Origin of the sequence: Iodobacter ciconiae, assembly GCF_003952345.1 — a bacterium.
Taxonomy (GTDB): domain Bacteria; phylum Pseudomonadota; class Gammaproteobacteria; order Burkholderiales; family Chitinibacteraceae; genus Iodobacter; species Iodobacter ciconiae.
Genome location: NZ_CP034433.1, coordinates 3,066,779 through 3,088,787 on the forward strand (window position 1 = coordinate 3,066,779; position 22,009 = coordinate 3,088,787).

At 47.3% G+C, this 22,009-nt stretch carries 25 protein-coding genes and 1 pseudogene; 15 read left to right on the forward strand and 11 right to left on the reverse strand.

Going from position 1 to position 22,009, the window contains the following annotated elements; translation table 11 throughout:
- Position 1: 1 nt before the first annotated feature.
- The 4 genes from tolR to ruvA form a co-directional block, all read right to left on the reverse strand.
- Positions 2-409, reverse strand: coding sequence for a protein TolR (tolR, locus tag EJO50_RS13455; protein ID WP_125974977.1), 408 nt, complete (start codon positions 407-409; stop codon positions 2-4).
- Entirely contained in the window at positions 409-1,101 is a 693-nt protein-coding gene (gene tolQ / locus EJO50_RS13460; protein ID WP_444542840.1) for a protein TolQ, read from the reverse strand. Before tolQ ends, tolR begins: the two co-directional genes overlap by 1 nt.
- Positions 1,102-1,177: 76 nt before the next feature.
- Positions 1,178-2,215 (reverse strand): Holliday junction branch migration DNA helicase RuvB, encoded by a 1,038-nt coding sequence (gene ruvB, locus EJO50_RS13465; protein WP_115228480.1) that lies wholly within the window; start codon positions 2,213-2,215, stop codon positions 1,178-1,180.
- A 375-nt stretch (positions 2,216-2,590) separates the two neighbouring features.
- Complete coding sequence (ruvA, locus tag EJO50_RS13470; RefSeq protein WP_125974978.1) at positions 2,591-3,190, reverse strand: Holliday junction branch migration protein RuvA; 600 nt, start codon at positions 3,188-3,190, stop codon at positions 2,591-2,593.
- Positions 3,191-3,224: 34 nt separating this feature from the next.
- Here ruvA and EJO50_RS13475 point away from each other — a divergent pair, with 34 nt between their 5' ends.
- Positions 3,225-3,932, forward strand: a complete 708-nt coding sequence (locus EJO50_RS13475; RefSeq protein WP_125974979.1) for a substrate-binding periplasmic protein — start codon at positions 3,225-3,227, stop codon at positions 3,930-3,932.
- On the opposite strand, the gene ruvC is transcribed toward EJO50_RS13475, so the two are convergent.
- Together ruvC and EJO50_RS13485 are read right to left on the reverse strand one after the other, a co-directional pair.
- Positions 3,929-4,450 carry a crossover junction endodeoxyribonuclease RuvC gene (gene ruvC / locus EJO50_RS13480; protein ID WP_125974980.1) on the reverse strand — a complete coding sequence of 174 codons (522 nt, stop codon included), beginning with the start codon at positions 4,448-4,450 and terminating at the stop codon, positions 3,929-3,931. The genes EJO50_RS13475 and ruvC overlap by 4 nt on opposite strands.
- 48 nt (positions 4,451-4,498) lie before the next feature.
- Positions 4,499-5,353: an energy transducer TonB gene (locus EJO50_RS13485; RefSeq protein ID WP_164521512.1), complete on the reverse strand. Its 855-nt coding sequence runs from the start codon at positions 5,351-5,353 to the stop codon at positions 4,499-4,501.
- Between the two features lie 112 nt (positions 5,354-5,465).
- Between EJO50_RS13485 and EJO50_RS13490 the strand changes: the two genes are divergently transcribed.
- The 6 genes and pseudogenes from EJO50_RS13490 to EJO50_RS13515 all read left to right on the forward strand — a co-directional run bounded on the left by EJO50_RS13490 (position 5,466) and on the right by EJO50_RS13515 (position 8,478).
- Positions 5,466-5,768, forward strand: a complete 303-nt coding sequence (locus EJO50_RS13490) for a c-type cytochrome (protein ID WP_125974983.1) — start codon at positions 5,466-5,468, stop codon at positions 5,766-5,768.
- 185 nt (positions 5,769-5,953) lie between these two features.
- Positions 5,954-6,370: an RNA polymerase-binding protein DksA gene (gene dksA, locus EJO50_RS13495; RefSeq protein ID WP_125974985.1), complete on the forward strand. Its 417-nt coding sequence runs from the start codon at positions 5,954-5,956 to the stop codon at positions 6,368-6,370.
- A gap of 15 nt (positions 6,371-6,385) precedes the next feature.
- Positions 6,386-6,802 (forward strand): Fur family transcriptional regulator, encoded by a 417-nt coding sequence (locus EJO50_RS13500; protein ID WP_125974987.1) that lies wholly within the window; start codon positions 6,386-6,388, stop codon positions 6,800-6,802.
- Between the two features lie 64 nt (positions 6,803-6,866).
- Positions 6,867-7,936: pseudogene (gene aroG, locus EJO50_RS13505) on the forward strand (3-deoxy-7-phosphoheptulonate synthase AroG).
- A gap of 46 nt (positions 7,937-7,982) precedes the next feature.
- On the forward strand, positions 7,983-8,207 hold the full coding sequence (locus EJO50_RS13510; protein ID WP_125974989.1) for a hypothetical protein: 225 nt from the start codon (positions 7,983-7,985) through the stop codon (positions 8,205-8,207).
- Positions 8,197-8,478 carry a hypothetical protein gene (locus tag EJO50_RS13515; protein ID WP_125974991.1) on the forward strand — a complete coding sequence of 94 codons (282 nt, stop codon included), beginning with the start codon at positions 8,197-8,199 and terminating at the stop codon, positions 8,476-8,478. The genes EJO50_RS13510 and EJO50_RS13515 overlap by 11 nt, the downstream gene beginning before the upstream one ends.
- A 2-nt stretch (positions 8,479-8,480) precedes the next feature.
- On the opposite strand, the gene EJO50_RS13520 is transcribed toward EJO50_RS13515, so the two are convergent.
- Positions 8,481-8,960: a biotin/lipoyl-containing protein gene (locus EJO50_RS13520; RefSeq protein ID WP_125974993.1), complete on the reverse strand. Its 480-nt coding sequence runs from the start codon at positions 8,958-8,960 to the stop codon at positions 8,481-8,483.
- 337 nt (positions 8,961-9,297) lie between these two features.
- Here EJO50_RS13520 and EJO50_RS13525 point away from each other — a divergent pair, with 337 nt between their 5' ends.
- The 3 genes from EJO50_RS13525 (at position 9,298) to EJO50_RS13535 (ending at position 11,936) form a co-directional block, all read left to right on the forward strand.
- Positions 9,298-10,491, forward strand: a complete 1,194-nt coding sequence (locus tag EJO50_RS13525; protein WP_125974995.1) for an acetate/propionate family kinase — start codon at positions 9,298-9,300, stop codon at positions 10,489-10,491.
- A 319-nt stretch (positions 10,492-10,810) separates the two neighbouring features.
- The gene (locus EJO50_RS13530; RefSeq protein WP_125974997.1) at positions 10,811-11,560 is read left to right on the forward strand and encodes a BPSS1780 family membrane protein; all 750 of its coding nucleotides are present in this window, start codon (positions 10,811-10,813) and stop codon (positions 11,558-11,560) included.
- On the forward strand, positions 11,550-11,936 hold the full coding sequence (locus EJO50_RS13535; protein ID WP_125974999.1) for a diacylglycerol kinase: 387 nt from the start codon (positions 11,550-11,552) through the stop codon (positions 11,934-11,936). Before EJO50_RS13530 ends, EJO50_RS13535 begins: the two co-directional genes overlap by 11 nt.
- A gap of 377 nt (positions 11,937-12,313) precedes the next feature.
- On the opposite strand, the gene EJO50_RS13540 is transcribed toward EJO50_RS13535, so the two are convergent.
- The 4 genes from EJO50_RS13540 to EJO50_RS13555 all read right to left on the reverse strand — a co-directional run bounded on the left by EJO50_RS13540 (position 12,314) and on the right by EJO50_RS13555 (position 16,911).
- Positions 12,314-12,787, reverse strand: a complete 474-nt coding sequence (locus tag EJO50_RS13540; protein WP_125975001.1) for a hypothetical protein — start codon at positions 12,785-12,787, stop codon at positions 12,314-12,316.
- A 207-nt stretch (positions 12,788-12,994) separates the two neighbouring features.
- Complete coding sequence (gene ccsB / locus EJO50_RS13545) at positions 12,995-14,125, reverse strand: c-type cytochrome biogenesis protein CcsB (protein WP_125975003.1); 1,131 nt, start codon at positions 14,123-14,125, stop codon at positions 12,995-12,997.
- Positions 14,122-16,134 (reverse strand): cytochrome c biogenesis protein ResB, encoded by a 2,013-nt coding sequence (locus EJO50_RS13550; protein WP_125975005.1) that lies wholly within the window; start codon positions 16,132-16,134, stop codon positions 14,122-14,124. The genes ccsB and EJO50_RS13550 overlap by 4 nt, the downstream gene beginning before the upstream one ends.
- A 153-nt stretch (positions 16,135-16,287) precedes the next feature.
- Positions 16,288-16,911 (reverse strand): c-type cytochrome, encoded by a 624-nt coding sequence (locus tag EJO50_RS13555; protein ID WP_373280517.1) that lies wholly within the window; start codon positions 16,909-16,911, stop codon positions 16,288-16,290.
- A gap of 240 nt (positions 16,912-17,151) precedes the next feature.
- On the opposite strand from EJO50_RS13555, the gene yihA reads away from it, so the two are divergent.
- The 5 genes from yihA (at position 17,152) to EJO50_RS13580 (ending at position 21,929) form a co-directional block, all read left to right on the forward strand.
- Entirely contained in the window at positions 17,152-17,805 is a 654-nt protein-coding gene (gene yihA, locus EJO50_RS13560; protein WP_125975007.1) for a ribosome biogenesis GTP-binding protein YihA/YsxC, read from the forward strand.
- A 303-nt stretch (positions 17,806-18,108) separates the two neighbouring features.
- Positions 18,109-18,492, forward strand: coding sequence for a response regulator (locus EJO50_RS13565; RefSeq protein WP_125975009.1), 384 nt, complete (start codon positions 18,109-18,111; stop codon positions 18,490-18,492).
- 17 nt (positions 18,493-18,509) lie between these two features.
- Entirely contained in the window at positions 18,510-18,872 is a 363-nt protein-coding gene (locus tag EJO50_RS13570; RefSeq protein WP_125975011.1) for a response regulator, read from the forward strand.
- 213 nt (positions 18,873-19,085) lie between these two features.
- Entirely contained in the window at positions 19,086-19,601 is a 516-nt protein-coding gene (locus tag EJO50_RS13575) for a chemotaxis protein CheW (RefSeq protein ID WP_125975013.1), read from the forward strand.
- 150 nt (positions 19,602-19,751) lie between these two features.
- Complete coding sequence (locus tag EJO50_RS13580) at positions 19,752-21,929, forward strand: methyl-accepting chemotaxis protein (protein WP_125975015.1); 2,178 nt, start codon at positions 19,752-19,754, stop codon at positions 21,927-21,929.
- Positions 21,930-22,009 lie beyond the last annotated feature (80 nt).

Consider the following 22,009-nt stretch of genomic DNA (forward strand, 5'->3'; position numbering starts at 1 on the left):
ATCACTTTGGCTGAACAAGCAGGCCAACCCGGGCAATATTGGCCTGTTTTAAAGCATCCATTGCATTCATTACCTGCTCGTAGCGAATGGATTTATCTGCGGCAATCACCACCGGGCGATTGGGCGAGGTGGTTTGTTTGGCTTGCACGCTGGCGACCAGTGCTTTCAGATCGGCCAGATTGCTGGTTTCCTCCTTGTCGTGCAGCCTAATTGCGCCAACGGCGTCGATTTCAACCCGCAGCGGGGCCACGTTGACTTCCTGATCGGATTTACCAACTGCAGGTAAATTGACCACGCCCTGTTGCATCATCGGCGTGGCCACCATAAAGATCACCAGCAATACCAGCATTACGTCGATATAGGGCACAACGTTGATTTCGTTTTTAATCCTGCGTGCGCGGCGGGCCATTATTTCACCTGCCGTTGCAAGATATTGGAAAACTCTTCGATAAAAGTATCAAAGCGGTTAGCAAGCTTATCAACTTCATTAGCAAAGCGGTTGTAGGCAACCACGGCGGGAATGGCGGCAAAGAGGCCAATGGCGGTGGCAACCAGTGCTTCTGCAATACCGGGCGCTACGGTGGCTAAGGTGGCCTGCCCGACGTTCGCAAGGCCGGTAAAGGCATTCATAATTCCCCACACTGTACCAAATAAGCCGATATAAGGGCTGATCGAGCCAACGGTGGCCAGAAAGGAGGTGTGAGCATCCAGCTCGTCTAGTTCGCGTTGGCAGGCGGCGCGCATGGCCCGGCGGCTGCCTTCCATGACGTCGGATAATTCCATATTGCCACGCTCACCTGCCCGCTGGCGCAATTTTAAGAACTCACCAAAACCTGCTTGAAAAATTTTTTCCATGCCCAGGGCCTGGCTACGGCGCACTTGATCATATAAAGAGGCGAGGTCAGCTCCATTCCAGAAGCGGTTTTCAAATTCTTCGGTCTGCTTTCTGGCGTGCGAGATGGAGAAGTGCTTGCTGAAGATATACCACCAGGACATAAATGACATGATTAGCAAGATACCCATTACCGCTTGTACAACAGGGCTGGCATGCAGGACTAAGGTGATAATCGACAGATCTTGGCTGGCTGCAGCAACGTCCACTTTAGAAAATCCTTTATTGGAGTGTTAATTGTTAGAGCGGGTGTAGCCCGCCGGTTTATGTATATTTGGGCGCACTTTAATCTTGTTTTTTTGGGCTAAGCCCGAAGTGCTCATATGCAGCCAGCGTGGCAATTCTGCCGCGTGGTGTTCTTTGTAAAAATCCTTGCTGGATTAAAAAAGGCTCGATGACATCATCAATGGTGTCTGATGATTCACCGATCGCTGCCGCGACGTTATCCAGCCCCACCGGGCCACCGGCAAATTTCTCCAAAATGGCGGACAAAAGCTTTCTGTCCATAACATCCAGCCCCGCGTGATCGACATCAAGCATTGAGAGTGCGGCATCGGCCACTTCGCGTGTTACATGACCATCAGCACGCACTTCGGCGTAATCGCGTACCCGACGCAGTAAGCGGTTGGCTATTCGTGGCGTACCCCGTGATCTTCGCGCAATTTCGAATGCGCCGTCAGGTGCGATATTTACATTAAGTAATTGTGCCGAACGTGTGGTGATACGGGTGAGTTCTTCTGCTGAGTAAAACTCCAGCCTTGCCACGATACCAAAGCGATCACGCAGCGGGTTGGTTAACATCCCCGCGCGGGTGGTGGCGCCTACTAGTGTAAACGGCGGCAGATCAAGCTTTACCGACCTTGCCGCAGGGCCTTCACCAATCATTAAATCAAGCTGAAAATCTTCGAGTGCAGGGTAAAGAATTTCTTCAACTACCGGGCTGAGCCGGTGGATTTCGTCGATAAACAACACGTCGTGCGGTTCTAAATTAGTCAGAATTGCTGCCAGATCGCCTGCGCGTTCTAATACCGGCCCCGAAGTCTGGCGCAGATTGACCCCCAGCTCGCGGGAAATAATGTGCGCCAGTGTTGTTTTACCCAGGCCCGGCGGGCCAAAGAGCAGGACGTGATCGAGTGCTTCACCACGCTTTTTAGCCGCTTCAATAAAAATTTCTAATTGTTCACGCGCTTTGGCCTGCCCAACATATTCGTCGAGTAGTTTGGGCCTGAGGGCATGTTCCAGTTTTTCTTCTTGATTAGATAATTTCGTGCTGCTAATCAGGCGATCGGCAGGAGCTGCAGAAAGCGCATCGGTTTCGATCATGGCAGTAGGGAATCCAAGGGGCTAGTACGGTTTGCGGTGCAGCTATGGAAATAAACGATAGCACCCGCAACACTAAAGCCTGCAATGATATCGGAGAAACGACGCACAGCGGGCACCCGTCTGGCTATTTCCCCTGAAATGGCCATATAAAAGGCAGGACCGAACCAGCGCGGGTAGTACTGTGGTGGTGAGGCAGACAGGGGTGGAGTAAAAGGCAAAGCACTCATGGTGTGCCCGCCAGGAAAAGGCGGGCCGTGTACCGTAGCTGTAAATACCGGGCCTGAGCGTGGTGTTCGGTAGCCAGCTGTTGCGTACGGTGAGCGGGAGGATGACCAGGATTGCCCCGGTTATGGCGGAGAGGGGCAGCATTTGCATTTAAATTTTAACGAGTTGTTTAAGGGCGCGCCGGATGCCATCGGAAACATCCACGTCATTAGCGAGCTCTTTGACTGCACCGCTGGCTTCACGTTCACTGTATCCCAGGGCGATTAGCGCATGCAGCACATCATCTTTATTTGATGCAGCTGTTTGAAACAGTGCGCTATTATTGCTGGCAGAGGTCATAATAGGCAGATTGTTGAGTTTGCCACGTAATTCCAGAACGAGCCTTTCTGCTGTTTTTTTACCAATGCCAGGTACTTTTGACAGCCGTACAAGATCTTCTGCTGCAATGGCTTGTGCAAGCTCGTCGGCGTTCATTCCCGATAAAATGGCGAGTGCAATTTTGGCACCAATACCACTAACTTTAATTAAGGATCGGAATGTATCTCGTTCAGCTTTGGTGGCAAAGCCGTATAAAAGTTGGGCATCTTCACGTACCACCATGTGGATAAATAAACTGGACGGCAGGCCTAGATGGGGCAGCACATAAAAAGTGCTCATAGGCACATCAATTTCGTAACCCACGCCATTGGTTTCAATCACAATTTGTGGCGGCTGTTTTTCGATCAGGGTTCCGGTAAGGCGTCCGATCATGGTGTGTATCTCTAAAGGAAAGCGGGGAGTATAAATGTCCGAGATTCGCTTGACGAATTTGACGTTAGGTATTTTTTGTCTGCTCGGTACATTGCAGGCGCAAGCAGCACCTGTCCGGCTGCTGACTCAGCAACAATTGCCATACAGTAATCAGCAGGCAGATGGTCATCAGAGCGGTCTGGCACTGGAAACAGTACGCTGTGTCATGAATAAATTACAACACCCGGTGGAGATTAAATTTTTGCCCTGGAAGCGTGCTCAAAATTTGGTTGAGCAAGGCGAGGCAGATGGATTTTTTCCGGCTTCACAAAATAGTGAGCGCGATCGGTATGCCACACTTTCACAAGTGATTGCTCCGCAGCAATGGCGTTGGTATTTTCTTGCAGAAAACACGGCTAAACCACTGAGTGAAGAATTTCGCCAGTCGGCTACGGTAGGGGCCTATTTTGGCTCAAATATGCTGACCTGGCTAAAGTCATCCGGTTATCGCATTTATGCCACGCCGCCAGCACATGATCAGCTACTTAAAATGCTTTTGGCCGGCCGGGTGGGCGCGGTATTGGCCAGCGATTTAGCAATGTATGAAGCGATTTATGTCGCGCATGCAGAGCATCAGGTTCGCTCTGAATTACAGGAAGATAAGCCTCTAGGTGTTTACTTTAGCCATCGGTTTTTAAAGGAAGACCCAGAGTTTCTGAACCGTTTTAATGCCGAGCTACCCTCTTGCCGAAGTAAAATTTAAGCCAGACGGCCACGTTTAATGGTTAGCCCCTGGCTGGCAAGCTGTTTCATTGCGCCGCTATCGTGCTGGGCATGGGTAAGTGCTACTGCGAGTGCATCGGCCGCATCTGATTGTGGCGCGCCATTGAGGCGCAGCATGCGTTGCACCATCTGGCTGACCTGATCCTTATCGGCATGGCCATTGCCTACAACAGCTTGTTTGACTTGCAGTGCTGTATATTCACCGATGGGTAAATCTGCCAGCACAAGGGCCGACATCGCAGCGCCCCGCGCCTGGCCCAGCATCAAGGTTGATTGTGGGTTTACGTTTACAAATACAATTTCAACGGCAGCTACATCTGGCTTATAGGTTTCGATTACTTCAGCAATGCCGCGCAAAATAGATTTAATGCGTACCGCCAGCTCGCCACCCGGAGTGCGAATGCAACCCGATGCGATATAGCTCCGGTTTTGTCCATCTATATCGATTACCCCGAATCCTGTTACTCTGGAGCCGGGGTCAATTCCTAGAATACGCATCTATATGATCCACAGTGCACATGCCCGGTGGCAAGGCTGCAATTGAAATTAATCCTGGCCTAAAACTGCATCGCCTTTGGCAAAGGTCCATGTACGGCTAATGCTGATTACATCGGTATCTTTACGGATATCATCGGGAAATTTACCAAAGGGAGCTGCCATTTTGACAATGCGTAATGCTGCCGAATCAAGTTCTTTATTGCCGGATGATTTGGTAATTTCAGTTTTACGTACGTTGCCGTTAGCATCGATTTCAACCGATACCATTAAGCGACCGTAAAGCTTTTGTCCACGGGCATTCAGCGGGTAAGCAAGTGCACCAACCCGCTCCATCTTCATTCGCCAGTTTTCAACATAGCGGGCAAAACGATATTCTCTGGCACGGGCACCGATAAAGGTCATGCGCGGGCGGCTTTGGTACTCCCTGGTTTGCTTGCTGATCTGGGCTGCTAAACCTGCGATTTCACGGGCCTGTTGTTTTAGTTGCTCATTATCGAGGCCAGTATGCTCGCTGTGTGTGCTTTTACCCAAATCCTGAGCGATACGTGTGTCAGCTTTGAGTTGTAGCAGAAGTTTTTCTGCATCAGCCTCAAGTTTTTTTTGCTGTGCTTTTGCACGCTCAACTTCCCTGGATTGTGGATTTTCACTGGCAGGTAGGGGGGATTTAACATGCTGATTTAAGACATCAGTATTGCCGCCACCATTTAGATTGGCCTGGGCCAGTGCATCGGCTTTATGTGCGTCTTGTAATGTACGCTGGTTTACAAGTACCACTTCCAGTGGTTGAGCTGAAAATAGTGTTTTAGGATCGGGCATCACAAACTTCATGCCAAAAATAGGAATGGCATGTGCGAGCACCGAAAAGGCGACGCCCAGAGCCATAAAACGTTGCGCTCTATCCATTTGCCAACCCGTATTACCTAAGATTTTTAATCGCGGGAGTGTAGCACGGCGCATGCGGTCTGCTTGCTGCTAAAATATACTTATGCTTCAATTAATTTGTAAGGAAACATGTATGGTTAAATATTTACTACTATTGTTTTTACCCTTTGCATTGCAGGCCAGGGCAGAAGATGGGGCAAAAGTGGTCGCAAAGTACAATTGCTTGGGTTGTCATGCGATTGATACTAAAATAGTAGGGCCTTCGTATAGAGATGTTGCAGCTAGGTATCGTGGTCAGAAAGATGCTGAAGCGATGCTGATGAAAGAAGTACGTAATGGCTTGCCGGGTGGAAAATGGGGGAAAATTCCTATGCCTGCACAGCAAATTGGAGAGAAAGATTTAAAGATTATTGTACGCTGGGTACTGTCGCATTAATGCCATCCTGTCTGTATGGCAAAACGAGCTATTGCATTGCGGCGGGGACTTGATTATGCTGCCTCCCCATTTGGTGGGGTGTATGCTTGTAAGTTTATGTTCTGTCTAGTTTTTGTTTCATTCAGATGAAATAAAGTGGCAGAGCATTTTTGCCCCGCCCCTATTTGCAGAAAGGGAGTACGACTATGGCCAAACTCACGGAACAAGAAATCATTAACTGGAACGGCCCAGAAGATGACTACATGAACCCGGATCACATCGAGTTTTTCCGGGCGAAGCTTCTGCAAATGAAAGCAGAGCTGTTGGCAAATGCCAGCCAAACCAGCCAGCATTTGCAAGAGCAGGAAGCCACACCCGATCCGGCCGACCGCGCCACTCTGGAAGAAGAATACGCGTTGGAGCTACGTACGCGCGATCGTGAACGTAAGTTGCTGCTTAAGATTGATTCTACTTTGCGTAAGCTTGATGATGGCAATTATGGTTATTGTGAAGATACAGGTGAGCCCATTGGCCTGCCACGTCTGGTTGCCCGTCCGACCGCATCCATGTCTCTGGAAGCGCAAGAGCGTCGTGAACGTATGAAAAAGCAGTATGCAGACTGATTCTGTGCTGTTTTGATGAGTCACGCCCCCGAGACGATCACAAAAGCGCGTGATTTAGTTACACAGATCAGCGCTCGCACCACGCCCGCACGGGTTAGGGTGCTAGCGGTGCTCCTGGAGGCTCAGCGTCCGTTATCGCACCTGGATGTGCTGACGACGCTGCATCCAGCCATCGATCGCGTAACGGTGTACCGTGTTTTAGACTGGCTCACCGAGCAGCATCTGGCGCACAAACTCTCCGGTGATGACCGGGTTTGGCGCTTTGCTGTTGCACCTGCTCCACATCATCATGCACACTTTCAGTGTGAAAATTGCGGGCGTTTTTTCTGTTTGGAAAACGTCAGTAGCGATTTACCTGTCAGCTTGCCGGCACACTTCATGGCCCGTATGGTTGAAATCACGGTCAAAGGCATTTGCGCCGACTGTCGTTAGGCGATAATCTCTTCCTTTTATGATCTGCTTGTCGCCACGCGAGGCCGCCGCTCTAGGGAAGAATATGCAATATCAAACAGATGATGTCCGTATCCGAGAAATTAAAGAGCTACTCCCCCTGTTGCGGTGATGGAGAAATTCCCTGTCAGCGAGATTGCTTCTGCCACTGTTTTTGAAACCCGGCAGGCAATTCAGCGTATCTTGCAAGGCAGTGATGATCGCCTTCTGGTGGTGATCGGTCCGTGTTCAATTCATGATGCCGGGGCCGCGCATGAATACGGCGCTAAGCTTAAAGTGCTGCGCGAGTTGCATAGGAATGATCTAGAGATCGTGATGCGGGTTTATTTTGAAAAACCACGTACAACGGTTGGCTGGAAAGGCTTGATTAATGATCCTTATCTGAATGGCAGCTTTAATATCAACGATGGCCTGCGTATTGCACGCAAATTACTGGTTGATTTGAATAATGATGGTATGCCGACTGCCGGCGAGTTCCTCGATATGATTACGCCGCAATATATGGCGGATCTGATGAGCTGGGGTGCCATTGGTGCGCGTACCACGGAATCCCAGGTGCACCGGGAGCTGGCTTCAGGATTATCTTGCCCGGTTGGCTTTAAAAATGGGACTGACGGTAATTTAAAAATTGCACTTGATGCGATTCGTGCATCCAGCCAGTCACACCATTTCTTGTCCGTTACTAAGATGGGGCATTCTGCGATTGTGGCGACTGGCGGTAATCCTGATTGCCATATCATTTTACGTGGTGGTAAAGAGCCAAATTACGACACTAATCATGTACGCTCTGCACTGGCAGATTTGGCTGCCACTGGTCTGCCGCAAAAAGTAATGGTTGATTTTAGCCATGCCAATAGCAGCAAGGATTATCGTCGCCAGATTGATGTTTCGGCAGATGTTTGCGCCCAGCTCGCCCGTGGCAATAACGGCATATTTGGTGTCATGGTTGAGAGTCATATTGTGGGTGGCCGTCAGGATCATGTAGAAGGCCAGCCGCTGGCCTACGGTCAATCAATTACCGATGGCTGTATTGGCTGGGATCAAACTGAAACGATGCTGGCAGATTTGGCTAAGGCCGTTGCAGATCGCCGGGCCATTGCCAAGGTGCATATTTAAGTTTTTATTGTGTGAATAAGCAAACACCCCGTTTATCGGGGTGTTTGTGCTTTCTGAATCAGAGCAAGCTTTACAGCAACTCTACTTCACCTGCGGTGAGGAATTACTGGATTTGGCTCCGCTCTTTACTAGTATTGAAAATGCCCTGATGCACCGGATCATTTTTCTGATGCAGCTTTACTTCAGCAGTTTTTTACTGGGTGCGAAAGATACAGGTCATTTACTGACAATGCGTCATTTATTGATATTGGAGTCAGGCCATGCAATTTGATGAAGTTATTCCCGATCATTTTAATATTATTTCTCGAACTCCCTTGCCTCATGTGCTGATTGAACAAGCTTTGATGCAACTGGGTGGAGGAGGTGTTGAAGGTACAACTTTTAAGCGCAACGCTTTGTTATCTGCGGGCTGGAGGCATGCCAGTGTGGTGTCTTATGGTAAGCATCCCGTGGAGGCAAGCGCCGCTTTTAATAAAGTGCGTGCTGTTTTAGCGGCGAGCCAAGATCCTGTTGCAATCATGGATCAATTAGAGAAGGCGTAATTTTAGTGGGGATGAGTTTGCTGCCATTGCAGCATGATGGAGCGGACATGGGCTTCTATATCCGCTTCTTCAATACATTCGCCCTGGCTTGCAATGCGGCTGAGGTCTGCCCCCAGCCTGGCAGCGAGCTTGGCAGCACTAAGACTGACGCTGAGTGTGCCTGCTAGCGGCTGATGAGGCCAGTCCAACTGGCAGGCACTGGTAAAAGTGGCTTCTGCACCAAATATCTGAGTGGGTTCTTCTTCAATTTCCATTTGTAATAAAAGATCGCCGCATTGCACGGTTTCCTTGGTTTCGACCATTATATGGGAGACCAATCCTGCTTCCGGAGCGCAGATTTCAATTTCACTGTTACCACAAACTAAGGTCAAAAGTAATGTATCACTCTGCACATGGTGGCCGGGCAGGATGTGCACGGCACTGACACTGGCGGTTTCTTCCAGCTCGGGAACGCAAATCAGGTGCGTGGTGAATGTACTCATGGTGAATATGCACCTATTTTTCAATGATTTTGCTTGATTTTGACCAATACTGTTGCAATTAACTACTGCTTAGAATATGCATTAGTAATTATTCCATTGCAGTGCAGCATTGCAGTTTCTAACATTGGGCCCGATTAATAAGCACAGGCCCGTGTCCATGGATATTATCGCAGCCACAACGAGTTGTGTGTAAGCAAAGTCTATCCTGTGGCAATTTAAGTCTGGCTCATATGATTTGCACCTGTTTATGATGACTTTAAAGTGCAATTATGAGTAATAATCTATTTTTGATGAGATTGATTCTTATCACCGCCAGCGTAATATTAAGGAGCAGTTTATGAGTGAGTTGGTTTTAGTTATTAATGCCGGATCGTCCAGCATCAAGTTTTCCCTGTTTGAAACCGGCGCGGCTGATCCTGTTCTGCTCTTTAAAGGCCTGGCAGACGGTATTTATGTTGATCCGAAGTTTGTAGCAAAAGATGCGGATGACAATAAGCTGGTTTCTGAATCTATGCCGGCAGATATGCCTAAGAACCACGACTCTGCATTGCGTCATATGCTGGCCTGGCTCAACAGCCGTATTGAAGGCCGTACGATTGCTGCGATTGGTCATCGTGTAGTGCACGGTGGCCTGAGCTTTTGCCAGCCGGTGCGCATTACTGAAGAAGTATTAAAGGGCCTGGACGAAACCATTGCTCTGGCTCCATTGCATGCTCCGCACAATATTATGCCAATGCGCGTACTGGCTCAGCTTTTACCAACCGTGCCGCAAGTGGCTTGTTTTGATACCGCTTTCCACCGCACTCAGCCTGAAATCGAGCAGCAATACGCTTTGCCATATGAGTTTACTGAAAAGCATGGTATTCGCCGTTATGGTTTTCACGGCCTTTCTTACGAATTTATTGCCAGTGTTCTGCCTGCGATTGATGCCAAGGCAGCAGCAGGCCGCACCGTTGTGGCCCATCTGGGTAATGGCTCGTCGATGGCGGCATTGCTAAATGGTCATTGCCAGGCAACAACAATGGGCTTTACCGCGCTGGAAGGCCTGCCTATGGGCACCCGTTGCGGCACGATCGATCCTGCTTTAATTCTGCACTTTATGAGCCATCTGAAAATGGATGCCTCACAAATTGAAGAGCTGATCTATAAGCAATCCGGTCTGTTGGGTATGTCGGGTATTTCCAGCGATATGCGTGATCTGCATGCAAGCAAAGATCCGCATGCTAAGTTTGCTGTTGATTACTTTGCTCACCGTGTTGTGCGCGAAGCGGCTTCTTTAGCGGCTGCGATGCAAGGTTTTGATGCGCTGGTGTTTACTGCAGGTATCGGCGAAAACGACGATATTGCCCGCGCCACTGTATGTAATGAATTGCGCTGGTTAGGTGTGGAAATTGATGAAGTTGCAAATGCAAAACGCTCTGGTGAAGCGCGTTGTATTTCATTGCCAGGCAGCCGTGTTCCGGTTTATATCATTCCAACAAATGAAGAGCTGATGATTGCCCGCCACGCTTTGAAGTGTGTTGCTGCGTAATTTTTAGTTTTAATCAAAGCCACATGGTGCAGATCATGTGGCTTTTTTTTGTCCGTGATAAGTGCGTAACACTATCGCATCGTTATTGCTTCTGAAATTAAACTTTTATGCAGAACCAGCACAATGCATGGCTGATTTTGTCATTAAGGTGAACTGATTTCCTGTATGGATCTACCTCGTGGAAAGAATAGATAAGCCACTCTGACGAGAAGTTTATTAGGAAGGGGACTTCAAATTCTGTAAGTTGATATGTTTACCTTTGAGTAAATTAAGGGTTCACGTATCCTTCAAGCCTTGCCGGAGTTGTAGTGGGAACATCATGGAAAACGATAGCGTAATTGATCTCTTACCTGAGCCACGTCGCCTTGCGGCGAATCGTGGCTGGTATTGGTGTGTGAATGGATTTAAGTTGTTTCGTCGTCAGCCGGGAATATGGATTGTCATCGTCCTGCAATTTTTTGTTTTAGCTTTGCTGGCAGGTGTGCTGCCTGTAGTAGGCGCTTTGGCCTATACCCTGGTATCTCCGGTATTGTCGGGCGGAGTATATTTGGCGGCTAAACGGTGCGATGCAGGTAACAGAGTTGGCCCTCTGGATTTATTTGCTGCATTTCACGGTGAAATAAAACCCCTGCTATGGGTGGGTTTAATTAATGTGCTTGCTGCGATGCTGGTCACGGTTGTGCTGGGCTTATTTGGCAGCCAGGCCAGTCTTGTTGATATTCCAGCCGGAAGCTTGCCTACGCCAGAGCAAATGAAATCGCTGTATTTACATACCTCGCTGAGCCTTATTTTAATGACGCCAGTGATGTGTGCGGTGTGGTTTGCCCCTGCTTTAATATTGTTTGATGGTTATTCTGCCTTCGAGGCGATGAAGCTTTCATTTGCAGGCATTACCCGCAACTGGCAGGCGTTTTTAGTGAGTGGGCTGGTCACGATTGCCTTGTGTTTTTTATCAGTATTTACATTACTGCTGGGGTTATTGATTGTCTTGCCGGTGATCATGCTGATGCAATATATTGCGTACCGAGAAATTTTTACTGCAGCGCCTGTCGGTGTTAATGGAGTTTAATGTGTCGGAAAGCCCGTTTAAAGGCAAAACAGGAGTCGCCCGTGTCTTTAATGCTCTGGGCTATTCCCTGGATGGTTTAAAGGCAGGCTGGTTAAATGAAGCTGCTTTTCGTCAGGTTACCTTGCTGGCATTGCTTGGTATTCCTGGCGCACTTTTGATTCCGGGTTTACCCCATTGGGGGCGTGCTTTGCTGATTGCCAGCCATTTAGCCAGCATGATTGTTGAGCTGCTTAATTCTGCGATCGAAGCTGCGGTGGATCACACCTCGTTAGAGCGTCACGAGTTAGCTAAGCGGGCTAAAGACCTGGGTAGTGCAGCTCAGCTGGTTTGTTTACTAAATCTGGCTTTGATGTGGTGTTTGGTCGTATTGGGTTAGCTGTTTACTTTTGATCGCAACCTACTTTCAGTCAGCGCCTTTTGGTTAGGGGCGCTGTCTGTTGGCTGGGTGATGCAGCTTGAGCTGTGTTTAGATTTTTATTCTGAATGATTAAAATCATAATTTATGGGGCAAGGCGCATGCTGAATGGTATTGCGTGAAGGTTATGCCGAAGCGCTATTTAGTACATAAATTTATGAGTTGGTTTATCTTTTTTAATGCGCTGATTCAAAATAAAAATATAGGCGCTTTTAAAATCAGCACAAAGTATAAGCAGTATTTATTTTCATTAGAAACGCAAAGTCATATTAAATTATTAATGGCTGCCAAATATTTTTTTGAATAGATCATGACTGATAAATACCTATTAGATAATATTATTTTTTACTCCAGCCCAGAGTTGTTTTAATTTGCTTTAGATAACCATAAGCGGCAACCTCATGGCCTGCATCACATAATAGACGATGCCAATGTTTTAATACGGGCTCTAGGCCAGCCCGGTCATGAATGAGCGCAAAGTCTTTATCTAAAAAACGGTCTAACTGGCCAGCCAGATACTGCTGATTACTCATATACATCATTTGGCGTATTTGAGTGAGTGCCTGTTGACTGATGCTTACTCCTCCGTAGTTATTGGTTCGGCTGCTGCTTTCTTCTATCATTTTAAGCAGTTCCAGCCTTGTTAAACCCTCTTCTAATTCAGCCAGGCTAAATGTTTGTAGTAAATCGCTACGGGTTCTTTTGCCGTCGACCATAATTAAAATACGACGGGCAACTGAAGAAAGTACACCACTGCGTTCTTCAATTTCTTTGCTGCCTTTAGCAGTCTTGGTGAAATGTGGCTGATCCATTTTTATGACTGGTAGAATTAACTATAAGTAGATTAACTTATTCTGATCGATAAGCCAACCTGAATAATATAAAAAATTAATGATAGATATATTTATATTTGTTTAAATCATCTAAAAGTACATATCTGAGCTTATTTGAGAAGTACATAAAAAAATCGCCCCCTCATTTGGGAGCGATTTTTTATAGAACATGGATAAATTGTCTACTTATAGGCCACCATAGGAATGCAAACCTGATAAAAACATATTTACACCAATAAAAGCAAAGCTGGTTACGAGTAAGCCTATTAGTGCCCACCATGCCAGTATATTGCCACGCCAGCCTTTTACTAAGCGCATATGCAGCCATGAGGCATAGTTAAGCCACACAATCAGAGCCCATGTTTCTTTTGGATCCCAGCTCCAGTAGCCTCCCCAGGCCTCAGCGGCCCACATTGCTCCCAAAATGGTCGCAATGGTAAAAAACAGAAAACCAATAGAGATAGCCTTATACATGACCTCACCAAGCGTATCGTAGCTTGGAAGGCGGCTGGACAAAATGCCTCGTGAAACTAATAACTGAGCCGCACCAAGCCCTGCAGACAGAGCAAAAGCACCGTAGCCTACAAAGTTGGCTGGAACGTGTATTTTCATCCACCAAGACTGCAGGGCAGGGATCAGTGGCTGGATTTCATGCGCTTGCCGATCCACGCTGTACCAGAGAATAAAACCCACTGCGGCCAGGATAATGGGTAGCACAAAGGCTCCCATCGTTTTAGCCATACCCTGAGCTTTGAATTTTTGCTCGTAGTACAGATACATCAGTGTCGTAACCAGGCAAAACAGAATAAAGACTTCATATAAATTTGAAACGGGAATATGGCCCACATCTACGCCAACTAGATAACTTTCATACCAGCGTACTAGTTTCGAGATGAGTGCGGCAGAGGCTGCAGCCCAGGTTAAATTGCTGGCAATACCGAGTGCAGTGTTGGAACGACGCAACATTCCTAGCCAGTACATCAAGGTTGCCAGCAGATACAGTACGCACATCCACATGACCGCTGATTGACTGGACAGGATGTACTTTAGCCAAAAGACACTTTGCCCATTGGAGAGCGTCCCTTGATACAGGCCAATGCCAGCTAGTGCGAATAGCGCACTGACGGGTAAAAATACGCGCATGGCCGGCCAGAAGCGGCCGAACCATACAATGGCTGCAACGGTTCCTAATAAAATGCCTTCTTCGTAATAATCCATAAAAGCGGCGTAGCGCTTATAAGCAAACAGGCCTGCAGCAAGAATCAGCCCGGTAAACACCATGTCAAATGGTGATAAGCGGCGCTTTGAGATACTCATGGTGTTTTTCCTTTGGCAGCCAGATCTGTGGTGAGCTCGAGAAATTCACGATCCAGATCTGAGTTTTTGCGGTTACTACTCATGGCAATCAAGGTTTTTCCTGCTGCAAGGCGTACCCAGACCCGATTTTCACGAATATAAAACATACAGAAGATCCCGATCACCAACAGGAGTGAACCTAGATAAACAATATTTTGGCCGGGAGCCCGGGTAATCTGAAAACCACTGGCTTTAATTTCGTTAAAGCTGCTCGCCTGCAGCCAGACAGGCGGGCCATATTCAAACAAGCTGCTGACAGCAACCAGACTATCCATCAGAAAGCGGTACTGCGTTTCATCAATGGGCAGAATTGGCAAACCGGCACGCCCCTGGGTGACATCCATTGCATCAATTACTGTGCCTTGCAGGATCTTGATGTAGGTTTGAGCTACAGTCTGGCGCTGCTCTTTGGGCACTTTCTGCTCGAGAAAGCTTTCGATTGCGGGAAAGCCCCCTTCACTAAAGCGCGTGAGTACCCCGATGGTTATGTCCTTAAATTGCGCTTCACTTTCTTTAGTAATTCCGCCACTTTGAAATGCCTTGGCTGCAGTACGGCGGGCAATTTCGGGGTAAAGCGATTTATCAAGTAGACTGGCGCGTAAACGCATAAAGCTATCGGGTTTTAGGTCTTTATCCAGGGGAATGCGAACAAATTGGAAAGGAGCTGCCACTTCGGTGCGCATGCCTGTAACGGCATAGCCTGCACCCTTTTCAAAAAATGGAGAGAAATAATTCAGGTATTCAGTCGCCTGACCATTTTTATCACGTAATTTGAATTGAATTGACGGACCAATGTTTTTTAGGTTGTGCTCGCTTTGTACGGCCTGTGCAGAGGCCATTGCTTGGGCAAATTTACTGACCGCCATGGCGCTATTGGCGACTTTGCCTGTGTTTTCAATATTAAACGATCGAAAGTCGCCCATTTCCAGCTGATAAGCCTGGCCGTTTATTTGCATACTTTCACTGGTTTGCGAGCGGATATTAAGCGCCTGTGCGTGATGGCTGTTTAAATCCCATTGGCGCATTTCCAGTAAAGAACCACCATCACCAAAACTGGCTTGATAAACGGCTACTCCTTTGTAAATTAAAGGTTTATTGACTTCAATTTTAGCTCTTTTGAGTATGGACCCGCTCTTTTTATCTAGTAAATCAATATCACTGGCAAAGAGTTTGGGCTGCCCGGTTGAATAGTGCTCAATGTAAAACTTATTTAAACGCACCGCAAAGGGGAGCTCCTGAACAAAATAGCCTTGACCTGCATTTAAGAAAATTACGTCGCCAACCGAGCCTTCTGGCAGGGTGACATTTCCGCGGAAAGATAAATTATCCTCCGGTAAACGGCTTTGTTCAGATACTTTACTTTGCGGTAAATTGCGTGTTTCGGGCGTTTTAAAGCCAAATAATTCGGTTAACTTCAGTGGCACATTGCCATCAAGCAGGCCGCCTAGGCAGATCACTACGATGGCTGCATGGGCAAATAGATAGCCTAAACGCTGAAAACTGCCTTTTTTAGCAGCAATGGATACCTGGCCATTTTCTTCACGAGTGCGGATGCGGTAGCCCCGGCTGGCTAGGGTATCGATGATCTCTTCGGTGGGTAATTCGCCAGTTAGCTCGGTGTGGTGTGACATCAAACGCAAAGAATTATTACTGGCGTTTTCGCGATAGCCCCGAATATCTTTCCAGATTCCAGGCATTTGTCGCCAGATGCACAGGCTGGTTGAAAGCACAAGAAAGCAAAGAATTAGTAAAAACCATGTGCTGTGGTAAACATCAAATAAGCCAAGTGGATGGAGTATTTGGAACCAGAACTCGCCAAACTCAACTTTATAATTGGCGTAAGGCTCGTTTTGCTTTAAAACCGTGCCAATAACCGAAGAGATTGCGAGGATAGTTAGCAGACTTACAGCAAAACGCATCGACGAAAATAATTCGTACCAGGCTTTTAAAAAAGAAGTTTTGGGTGTCATAGAAGTCAAAAAGGGGCGCAAGGCCCCTGTTCTGGGGATCTGTTAAAGCTACAGTTAAGTTAGCTAGAGAGCCCCGATACCGAATAAAGTTCCGGCAGAAAATGGCAACACAGGTTTTTCAATGATAAAAAAACCTGTGTCATTGCCGTCATATCAGTGCAGAGCCTGGATATATTCAGCCACGGCCTTGATTTCAGCATCAGATAGTTTGGCTGCAATATCAGTCATTACGGTATTGTTGTTGCGCTCCCCGCTGCGAAAGGTCGTTAGCTGAGCCAGGGTATAGGCTGAATGTTGCCCGCCCATGCGTGGATACTGGCCGGGGATCCCTGCTCCGGAGGGGCCATGGCAGGCCATACAGGCCGGAACACCTTTAGCCATAATGCCGCCACGGTAAATTTTCTTACCAGCTTCAATCAGTGCTTTATCAGAAGCGCCGCGATTTTTTGCTGGCTGGGTAGAGAAATACTCTGCCACGTTTTTCATATCGGCAGGGGACAAAGGTGCAGCCATGCCCATCATCACAGGATTTTTTCGCTTACCAGTCTTGAACTCATTCAATTGTTTTACAATATATTCGGGATGCTGGCCTGCAAGGCTAGGATTGGCAGAAGCTGCGCTGTTGCCATCAATACCGTGGCATGCCGCGCAGATTTGTTCGGCCAGTTGTTTCCCTTTTGCCGGATCTGCTTTAGTGCCGCCAGCGGCAAACGCGGTCGGGGCCACCATTAATAGTGTGGCAATGATTGCTGCAACAGGCGCACGGCGCATAAGCATTTGCTCCTTCAAAAGTGCAAGTAGCCGGATCAATCAGCTTGTTGAAAAATAGAACGGGGTGAGCATCTGGCAGGCAAGACAAAAAAACTGAAATTTACCAGAGTAAATATAGAATTTTTGTTATTTTTAGCGCCTGGTGCGAGCACCTCAGTAATTTTGCAATAAGTTGAACCGGCCGAAGATTATTCAATTGCTGGTATTCTATAACAAGACCCGTTCACAAACCACAGTGGTTACCCAATGTCGCTTTTCCAAGGCTTGCAATTCCTGACAACCGTTAATGATCTGAAGGCCCTTCCGGCTGACGGTATGGAAGTTGCATTTGCCGGACGCTCTAATGCCGGCAAGTCCAGTGCTATTAACACACTGGCCAACCATACACGGCTTGCTTTTGTTTCTAAAACACCAGGCCGCACTCAACACATCAATTATTTTCAGTTTGGTAATGCTAATAACCGACTAGTCGATTTACCTGGTTACGGTTATGCTGAGGTACCTGTGTCAGTTAGACAACACTGGGAAAGATTATTAAGCCAGTATCTGGTTCGCCGGAGCAATCTGATTGGCCTTGTGCTGATTATGGATTCCCGCCGTCCGCTGACCGAGCTTGATCGTCAGATGCTGGATTGGTTTCGCCCTACAGGTAAGCCTATTCACTGCATTTTGACAAAATGTGACAAGTTAAATCGCCAGGAACAGACCGCGATTTTGCGTAAAGTAGAGGCTGAGTTTGCTGACGAATCGATGATTACCGTTCAGCTATTCTCCAGCTCTAAAAAGTTAGGGGTAGAGATTGCAGAAAAAGTAGTGGGCGGCTGGTTTGATGCCATGAATGACCAAGCATCGCAAGGTGAGGCTGATTCAGAGCGCTCAGAGTCGATGGACGGGGAGTAAAGGGGCTTGCAGTTTTATGACATAGTTCTATCTTGATTCTAGGTGCGCCCCTGCACCTCCCGCTTTTTCCTCCCTGAGCGGGTGCTTTGGCAACGTGCCAGAGCCTGTATAGCCCCGGTCGATGCCTGCTCAGACCGGGGTTTCTTTTTTTTCTGTATCTCTGCATATTCACTTGGTCTTATTTTATGATTGAATGCTTGCAGATAAAATTGAGTGCGTAAACTGCGCCGAATCATGATGAATTCTGCTTGTTTCTGATAAACCATACTGAAAATATACTGGCAATCGATAAGGGGAAATGTAATGTCAACGCTCGCCGGAGTAAAAGTCATGGTGATTGATGACAGCAATACCATACGTAGAAGCGCGGAGATTTTTTTGGGGCAAGCCGGTTGCGAGGTTATTCTTGCAGAAGATGGCTTTGATGCTTTAGCTAAGATCAGCGATCGCTTACCGGATGTAATTTTTGTTGATGTGATGATGCCAAGGCTCGACGGTTATCAAACCTGCTCGCTGATTAAAAAGAATCCGCGTTATAAAACAACCCCCGTTATTATGCTGTCCTCTAAAGATGGTTTGTTTGATCGTGCCAGAGGGCGAATGGTTGGGTCTGATGAGTATTTAACAAAGCCTTTTACTAAAGACAGTCTGTTATTGGCTGTTGCTGCACATATTCGCAGCATTTGACTATGGGTAGGATAGCAATGAGTATTAAAAAAATATTAATCGTCGATGATTCTCCGACTGAGCGCCACTTTTTGGGTGAGCTACTCACTAAAAATAGTTTTCAAGTGGTGACTGCTGAATCGGGCGAAGAAGCCGTGGCAAAAGTTAAAGAGCTGATGCCGGATTTAATTTTAATGGATGTTGTTATGCCGGGCATGAATGGTTTTCAGGCTACGCGCACAATTAGCCGTGATGAGCTGACTAAGCATATTCCAATTATTATGTGTACTTCAAAGAACCAGGAAACAGATATGGTTTGGGGACGTCGTCAGGGCGCTGTGGAGTACGTAGTTAAACCTATTGACCCGCAGGAATTACTTTCCAAAATTGCAGCTTTGTAAAAAAGTGTATTGTGCATAAATTAAAGCTCGCGGGTTGATTATAAAAAAATCAATATATTCGCGGAAAGTATCTCGGGCGCATGAAATTTCATTCGTAAAGACCGGTGTTTGCAATGGAGCATGCAGTGACTCTATTTGAATTTTGGTCTTGGTCTGTTATCTAAGCGCTTTTGTGTGTAAATCTAAATTGAAGCTTCTTTAAGCGGAAAAACCATGGCCAAACGGATTAGCCTGCGTGATTATCAAGACGGAGTAATGGCGCGATTAAAAAGCGTTGCCGCTACAGCTCAGGTGGATGCCCGCCTGGGGGTGAGGATCGGAGGCGAAAATTGGCTGGTCGATTTATCCGATGTGGCTGAAGTAATGCCTTTGCCCGCTATTGCCTCTGTTCCTCTGGTTCAGCCTTGGTTTAAAGGCGTAGCCAATTTACGCGGAAATCTGGTGAGTGTGAGTGATTTGGCTGCGTTTATGGGGGCGGGGAATTTGTCTGCTACCCCTGCTGCAAGATTATTGTTATTACATTCTCGGCACATCTTGCATTGTGCTGTTTTAGTAGATCGTATGCTTGGTTTAAAGCATTTGGCGGATTTAACGCCTGATTTCCCACTTACGCGTTCGTCAGCCTGGACGGGAGATGCCTATCGTGATGCAGCAGGCGTTTCCTGGCGATGTTTAGATATTCAGGCTTTAGCTGTACAGCCTGCTTTTTTACAAACAGGTCAAATATAGCTGGCCGTTGAAAAATGTAGCACCCCTATCTGAGTTTTCTTGGTTATTTTGCCAGGGTGTGAGTTGATGGTATGGGTGTAGTTGTTTTAATGGTCTGTTGATGTGCAGCAGCCATAAAAAAATTAGATACAGGATCGGGAGTAATACACAATGGCACTGAATCTGGATGGCGTAAAACGCCTTTTTTCCGGAAGAAAACCGGCAGCCCCTGTTTCGGCGAATGCGAGTTATGAGCCGAATAAGACAACATGGATTATGGGCAAGCTGAGCCTGCCAGAAGCCGATGAATCACAGTTAAAAAAACCACTGCCCTTAATTGGCCGGTTACCTATTCGTCAGCAAATGGCCGTTTTATTGGCCATGATGTTGCTGTCTGCCGGTTTATTTATCGTGACGGCATTTTTGGCTTTCCAGGCTTCGTCCTTTAATGCGGAGCATCGTGCGGTTTCAACTGAAATGCAGATGCTTTCACAGCGTATTGCTCGTGCATCCGCACAGGCGGTGCAGGGTAAAGTTGAAGCTTTTCCTATTCTGAAAGATGCTTATATTCGTTTTGATGCTAATTTGAAGCACTTGTCGGGTGGTGGATTGTTTGCCAGTTTATTAGCACACAATCCTTCTCAGCTGGTTAATTCAGTGAATGCATTATGGAAAAAGTCTTTTAGCCGCAACGCCACCCGCCCTACTGTAGATACAATTCTTAAGCAGGAAAAGGCTTTGGTCACGATTGGTCAATCGGTTTTAACGATTAACCGTAATGATGCACTTCTGCTGGAAAACACACAGGAGTTCGCCAAGCTGCTGGCGGACAATGGCGGATCTGCCCGTGATTTAGAATACGCTCAGCATCTGTCAATGTTATCCCAGCGGATGGCTAAAAACTCCAATACGGTTTTTGGTGATGATCTGATTAACCCTGAAGTTGTATCTTTACTGGGTAAAGATTCTATTTTATTTGATGAAATCATTACTGCGTTTCAGGATGGGCAAAACCCAGATTTACAAATTCGTGCGGTTAGTAATCCGGCAGCAATTGAGAAATTAAAAGAAATCGCAACTCGCTTCCGTGATTTTGAAGTCATTATTTCCTCTTTCTCTAAAAACATGCAGTCTTTGATTAGTTCACGAATGGCCAGCCAAAGTATTATTTCTGATTCAGAGAAATTACTGAAAGATACCAGTGCCCTTGCTGATGCCTATGAAAGCAGCGTGGGCAGTATTATTGCCGGCTTTTTACAGTTTATTTTTATTGTCGTTGCTTTATTTTCCCTGTACCAGCTGGTTTCAGTATTTAACCAGGAATCGGTACGCCGCCGTTTGGTGCTAGAAGGCGAGAACAAAAAGAATCAGGAAGCGATTTTGCGTTTGCTAAATGAGATGGCCGACTTAGCTGATGGAGATTTGACTGTTCGTGCGTCGGTTACAGAAGATTTGACCGGGGCGATTGCCGACTCGATTAACTATACGATTGAAGAGTTGCGTTCCCTGATTACCAAGATTAACCGTGCAACAGCGCAGGTGACTTCGGCTACACAGGAAGCGCAGGGTATTTCTGATGAGTTGCTTGCTGCTGCCGAACGTCAGTCTGTAGAAATTGAAGGCACGAACCAAACGGTTGAGCAGATGGTGACCTCGATTCGTGGTGTATCTAGTAACGCTGCCGAATCTGCAAACGTGGCACAGTCATCCCTGATGGCGGCCGAGAAGGGGGCAGAGGCCGTACAGAACCAGATTAAGGGGATGGGCGATATTCGCGAGCAGATTCAGGAAACGGCGAAGCGGATTAAGCGACTGGGTGAAAGCTCTCAGGAAATTAGTGAAATCGTTGAATTGATTTCGGATATTACCGAACAGACCAACGTTTTGGCTTTGAATGCGGCGATTCAGGCGGCAGCAGCGGGTGATGCCGGCCGCGGCTTCTCGATCGTTGCCGAGGAAGTGCAGCGTCTGGCTGAGCGTTCAGGCGAGGCGACCAAGCAGATTAGTGCGATTGTGAAAACGATTCAGACCGATACCCATGATGCGGTTGCCGCGATGGAAGTTTCCACTCAGGGTGTGGTTGAAGGGGCAAAACTGTCTGATGCGGCGGGCCAGGCGCTGACCGAGATTGGTCAGGTTTCCCGTGATCTGGCGCGTTTGATTGAATCGATTGCGCATGAAACGGAAGGTCAGACTCAGCTGGCAAGTAAGGTTAACTTATCCATGCGTGATATTTTGGCGATTACTGAGCAAACAACCACCGGTACAAAACAATCTGCGACTGCGGTGGGGCAGCTGACTTCTCTGGCGCAAGAACTGAAAGACTCCGCTTCGGGCTTTAAGCTTTAATCGGGTTGGTTTTAGGTCATGGTATAGCGGGATGATGCAGGGAAACAGCCCTGATCATCCTCGCCTGCCTTTGAATTATG

Bases quoted from the DNA above. Each gene is read 5' to 3' on its own strand.
- tolR (WP_125974977.1), bottom strand. From the start codon at position 409: ATGGCCCGCCGCGCACGCAGGATTAAAAACGAAATCAACGTTGTGCCC.
- ruvB (WP_115228480.1), bottom strand. From the start codon at position 2,215: ATGATCGAAACCGATGCGCTTTCTGCAGCTCCTGCCGATCGCCTGATT.
- ruvA (WP_125974978.1), bottom strand. From the start codon at position 3,190: ATGATCGGACGCCTTACCGGAACCCTGATCGAAAAACAGCCGCCACAA.
- EJO50_RS13475 (WP_125974979.1), top strand. From the start codon at position 3,225: ATGTCCGAGATTCGCTTGACGAATTTGACGTTAGGTATTTTTTGTCTG.
- ruvC (WP_125974980.1), bottom strand. From the start codon at position 4,450: ATGCGTATTCTAGGAATTGACCCCGGCTCCAGAGTAACAGGATTCGGG.
- EJO50_RS13485 (WP_164521512.1), bottom strand. From the start codon at position 5,353: ATGGATAGAGCGCAACGTTTTATGGCTCTGGGCGTCGCCTTTTCGGTG.
- EJO50_RS13490 (WP_125974983.1), top strand. From the start codon at position 5,466: ATGGTTAAATATTTACTACTATTGTTTTTACCCTTTGCATTGCAGGCC.
- dksA (WP_125974985.1), top strand. From the start codon at position 5,954: ATGGCCAAACTCACGGAACAAGAAATCATTAACTGGAACGGCCCAGAA.
- EJO50_RS13500 (WP_125974987.1), top strand. From the start codon at position 6,386: ATGAGTCACGCCCCCGAGACGATCACAAAAGCGCGTGATTTAGTTACA.
- EJO50_RS13515 (WP_125974991.1), top strand. From the start codon at position 8,197: ATGCAATTTGATGAAGTTATTCCCGATCATTTTAATATTATTTCTCGA.
- EJO50_RS13520 (WP_125974993.1), bottom strand. From the start codon at position 8,960: ATGAGTACATTCACCACGCACCTGATTTGCGTTCCCGAGCTGGAAGAA.
- EJO50_RS13525 (WP_125974995.1), top strand. From the start codon at position 9,298: ATGAGTGAGTTGGTTTTAGTTATTAATGCCGGATCGTCCAGCATCAAG.
- EJO50_RS13530 (WP_125974997.1), top strand. From the start codon at position 10,811: ATGGAAAACGATAGCGTAATTGATCTCTTACCTGAGCCACGTCGCCTT.
- EJO50_RS13535 (WP_125974999.1), top strand. From the start codon at position 11,550: ATGGAGTTTAATGTGTCGGAAAGCCCGTTTAAAGGCAAAACAGGAGTC.
- EJO50_RS13540 (WP_125975001.1), bottom strand. From the start codon at position 12,787: ATGGATCAGCCACATTTCACCAAGACTGCTAAAGGCAGCAAAGAAATT.
- ccsB (WP_125975003.1), bottom strand. From the start codon at position 14,125: ATGAGTATCTCAAAGCGCCGCTTATCACCATTTGACATGGTGTTTACC.
- EJO50_RS13550 (WP_125975005.1), bottom strand. From the start codon at position 16,134: ATGACACCCAAAACTTCTTTTTTAAAAGCCTGGTACGAATTATTTTCG.
- EJO50_RS13555 (WP_373280517.1), bottom strand. From the start codon at position 16,911: ATGCTTATGCGCCGTGCGCCTGTTGCAGCAATCATTGCCACACTATTA.
- yihA (WP_125975007.1), top strand. From the start codon at position 17,152: ATGTCGCTTTTCCAAGGCTTGCAATTCCTGACAACCGTTAATGATCTG.
- EJO50_RS13565 (WP_125975009.1), top strand. From the start codon at position 18,109: ATGTCAACGCTCGCCGGAGTAAAAGTCATGGTGATTGATGACAGCAAT.
- EJO50_RS13570 (WP_125975011.1), top strand. From the start codon at position 18,510: ATGAGTATTAAAAAAATATTAATCGTCGATGATTCTCCGACTGAGCGC.
- EJO50_RS13575 (WP_125975013.1), top strand. From the start codon at position 19,086: ATGGCCAAACGGATTAGCCTGCGTGATTATCAAGACGGAGTAATGGCG.
- EJO50_RS13580 (WP_125975015.1), top strand. From the start codon at position 19,752: ATGGCACTGAATCTGGATGGCGTAAAACGCCTTTTTTCCGGAAGAAAA.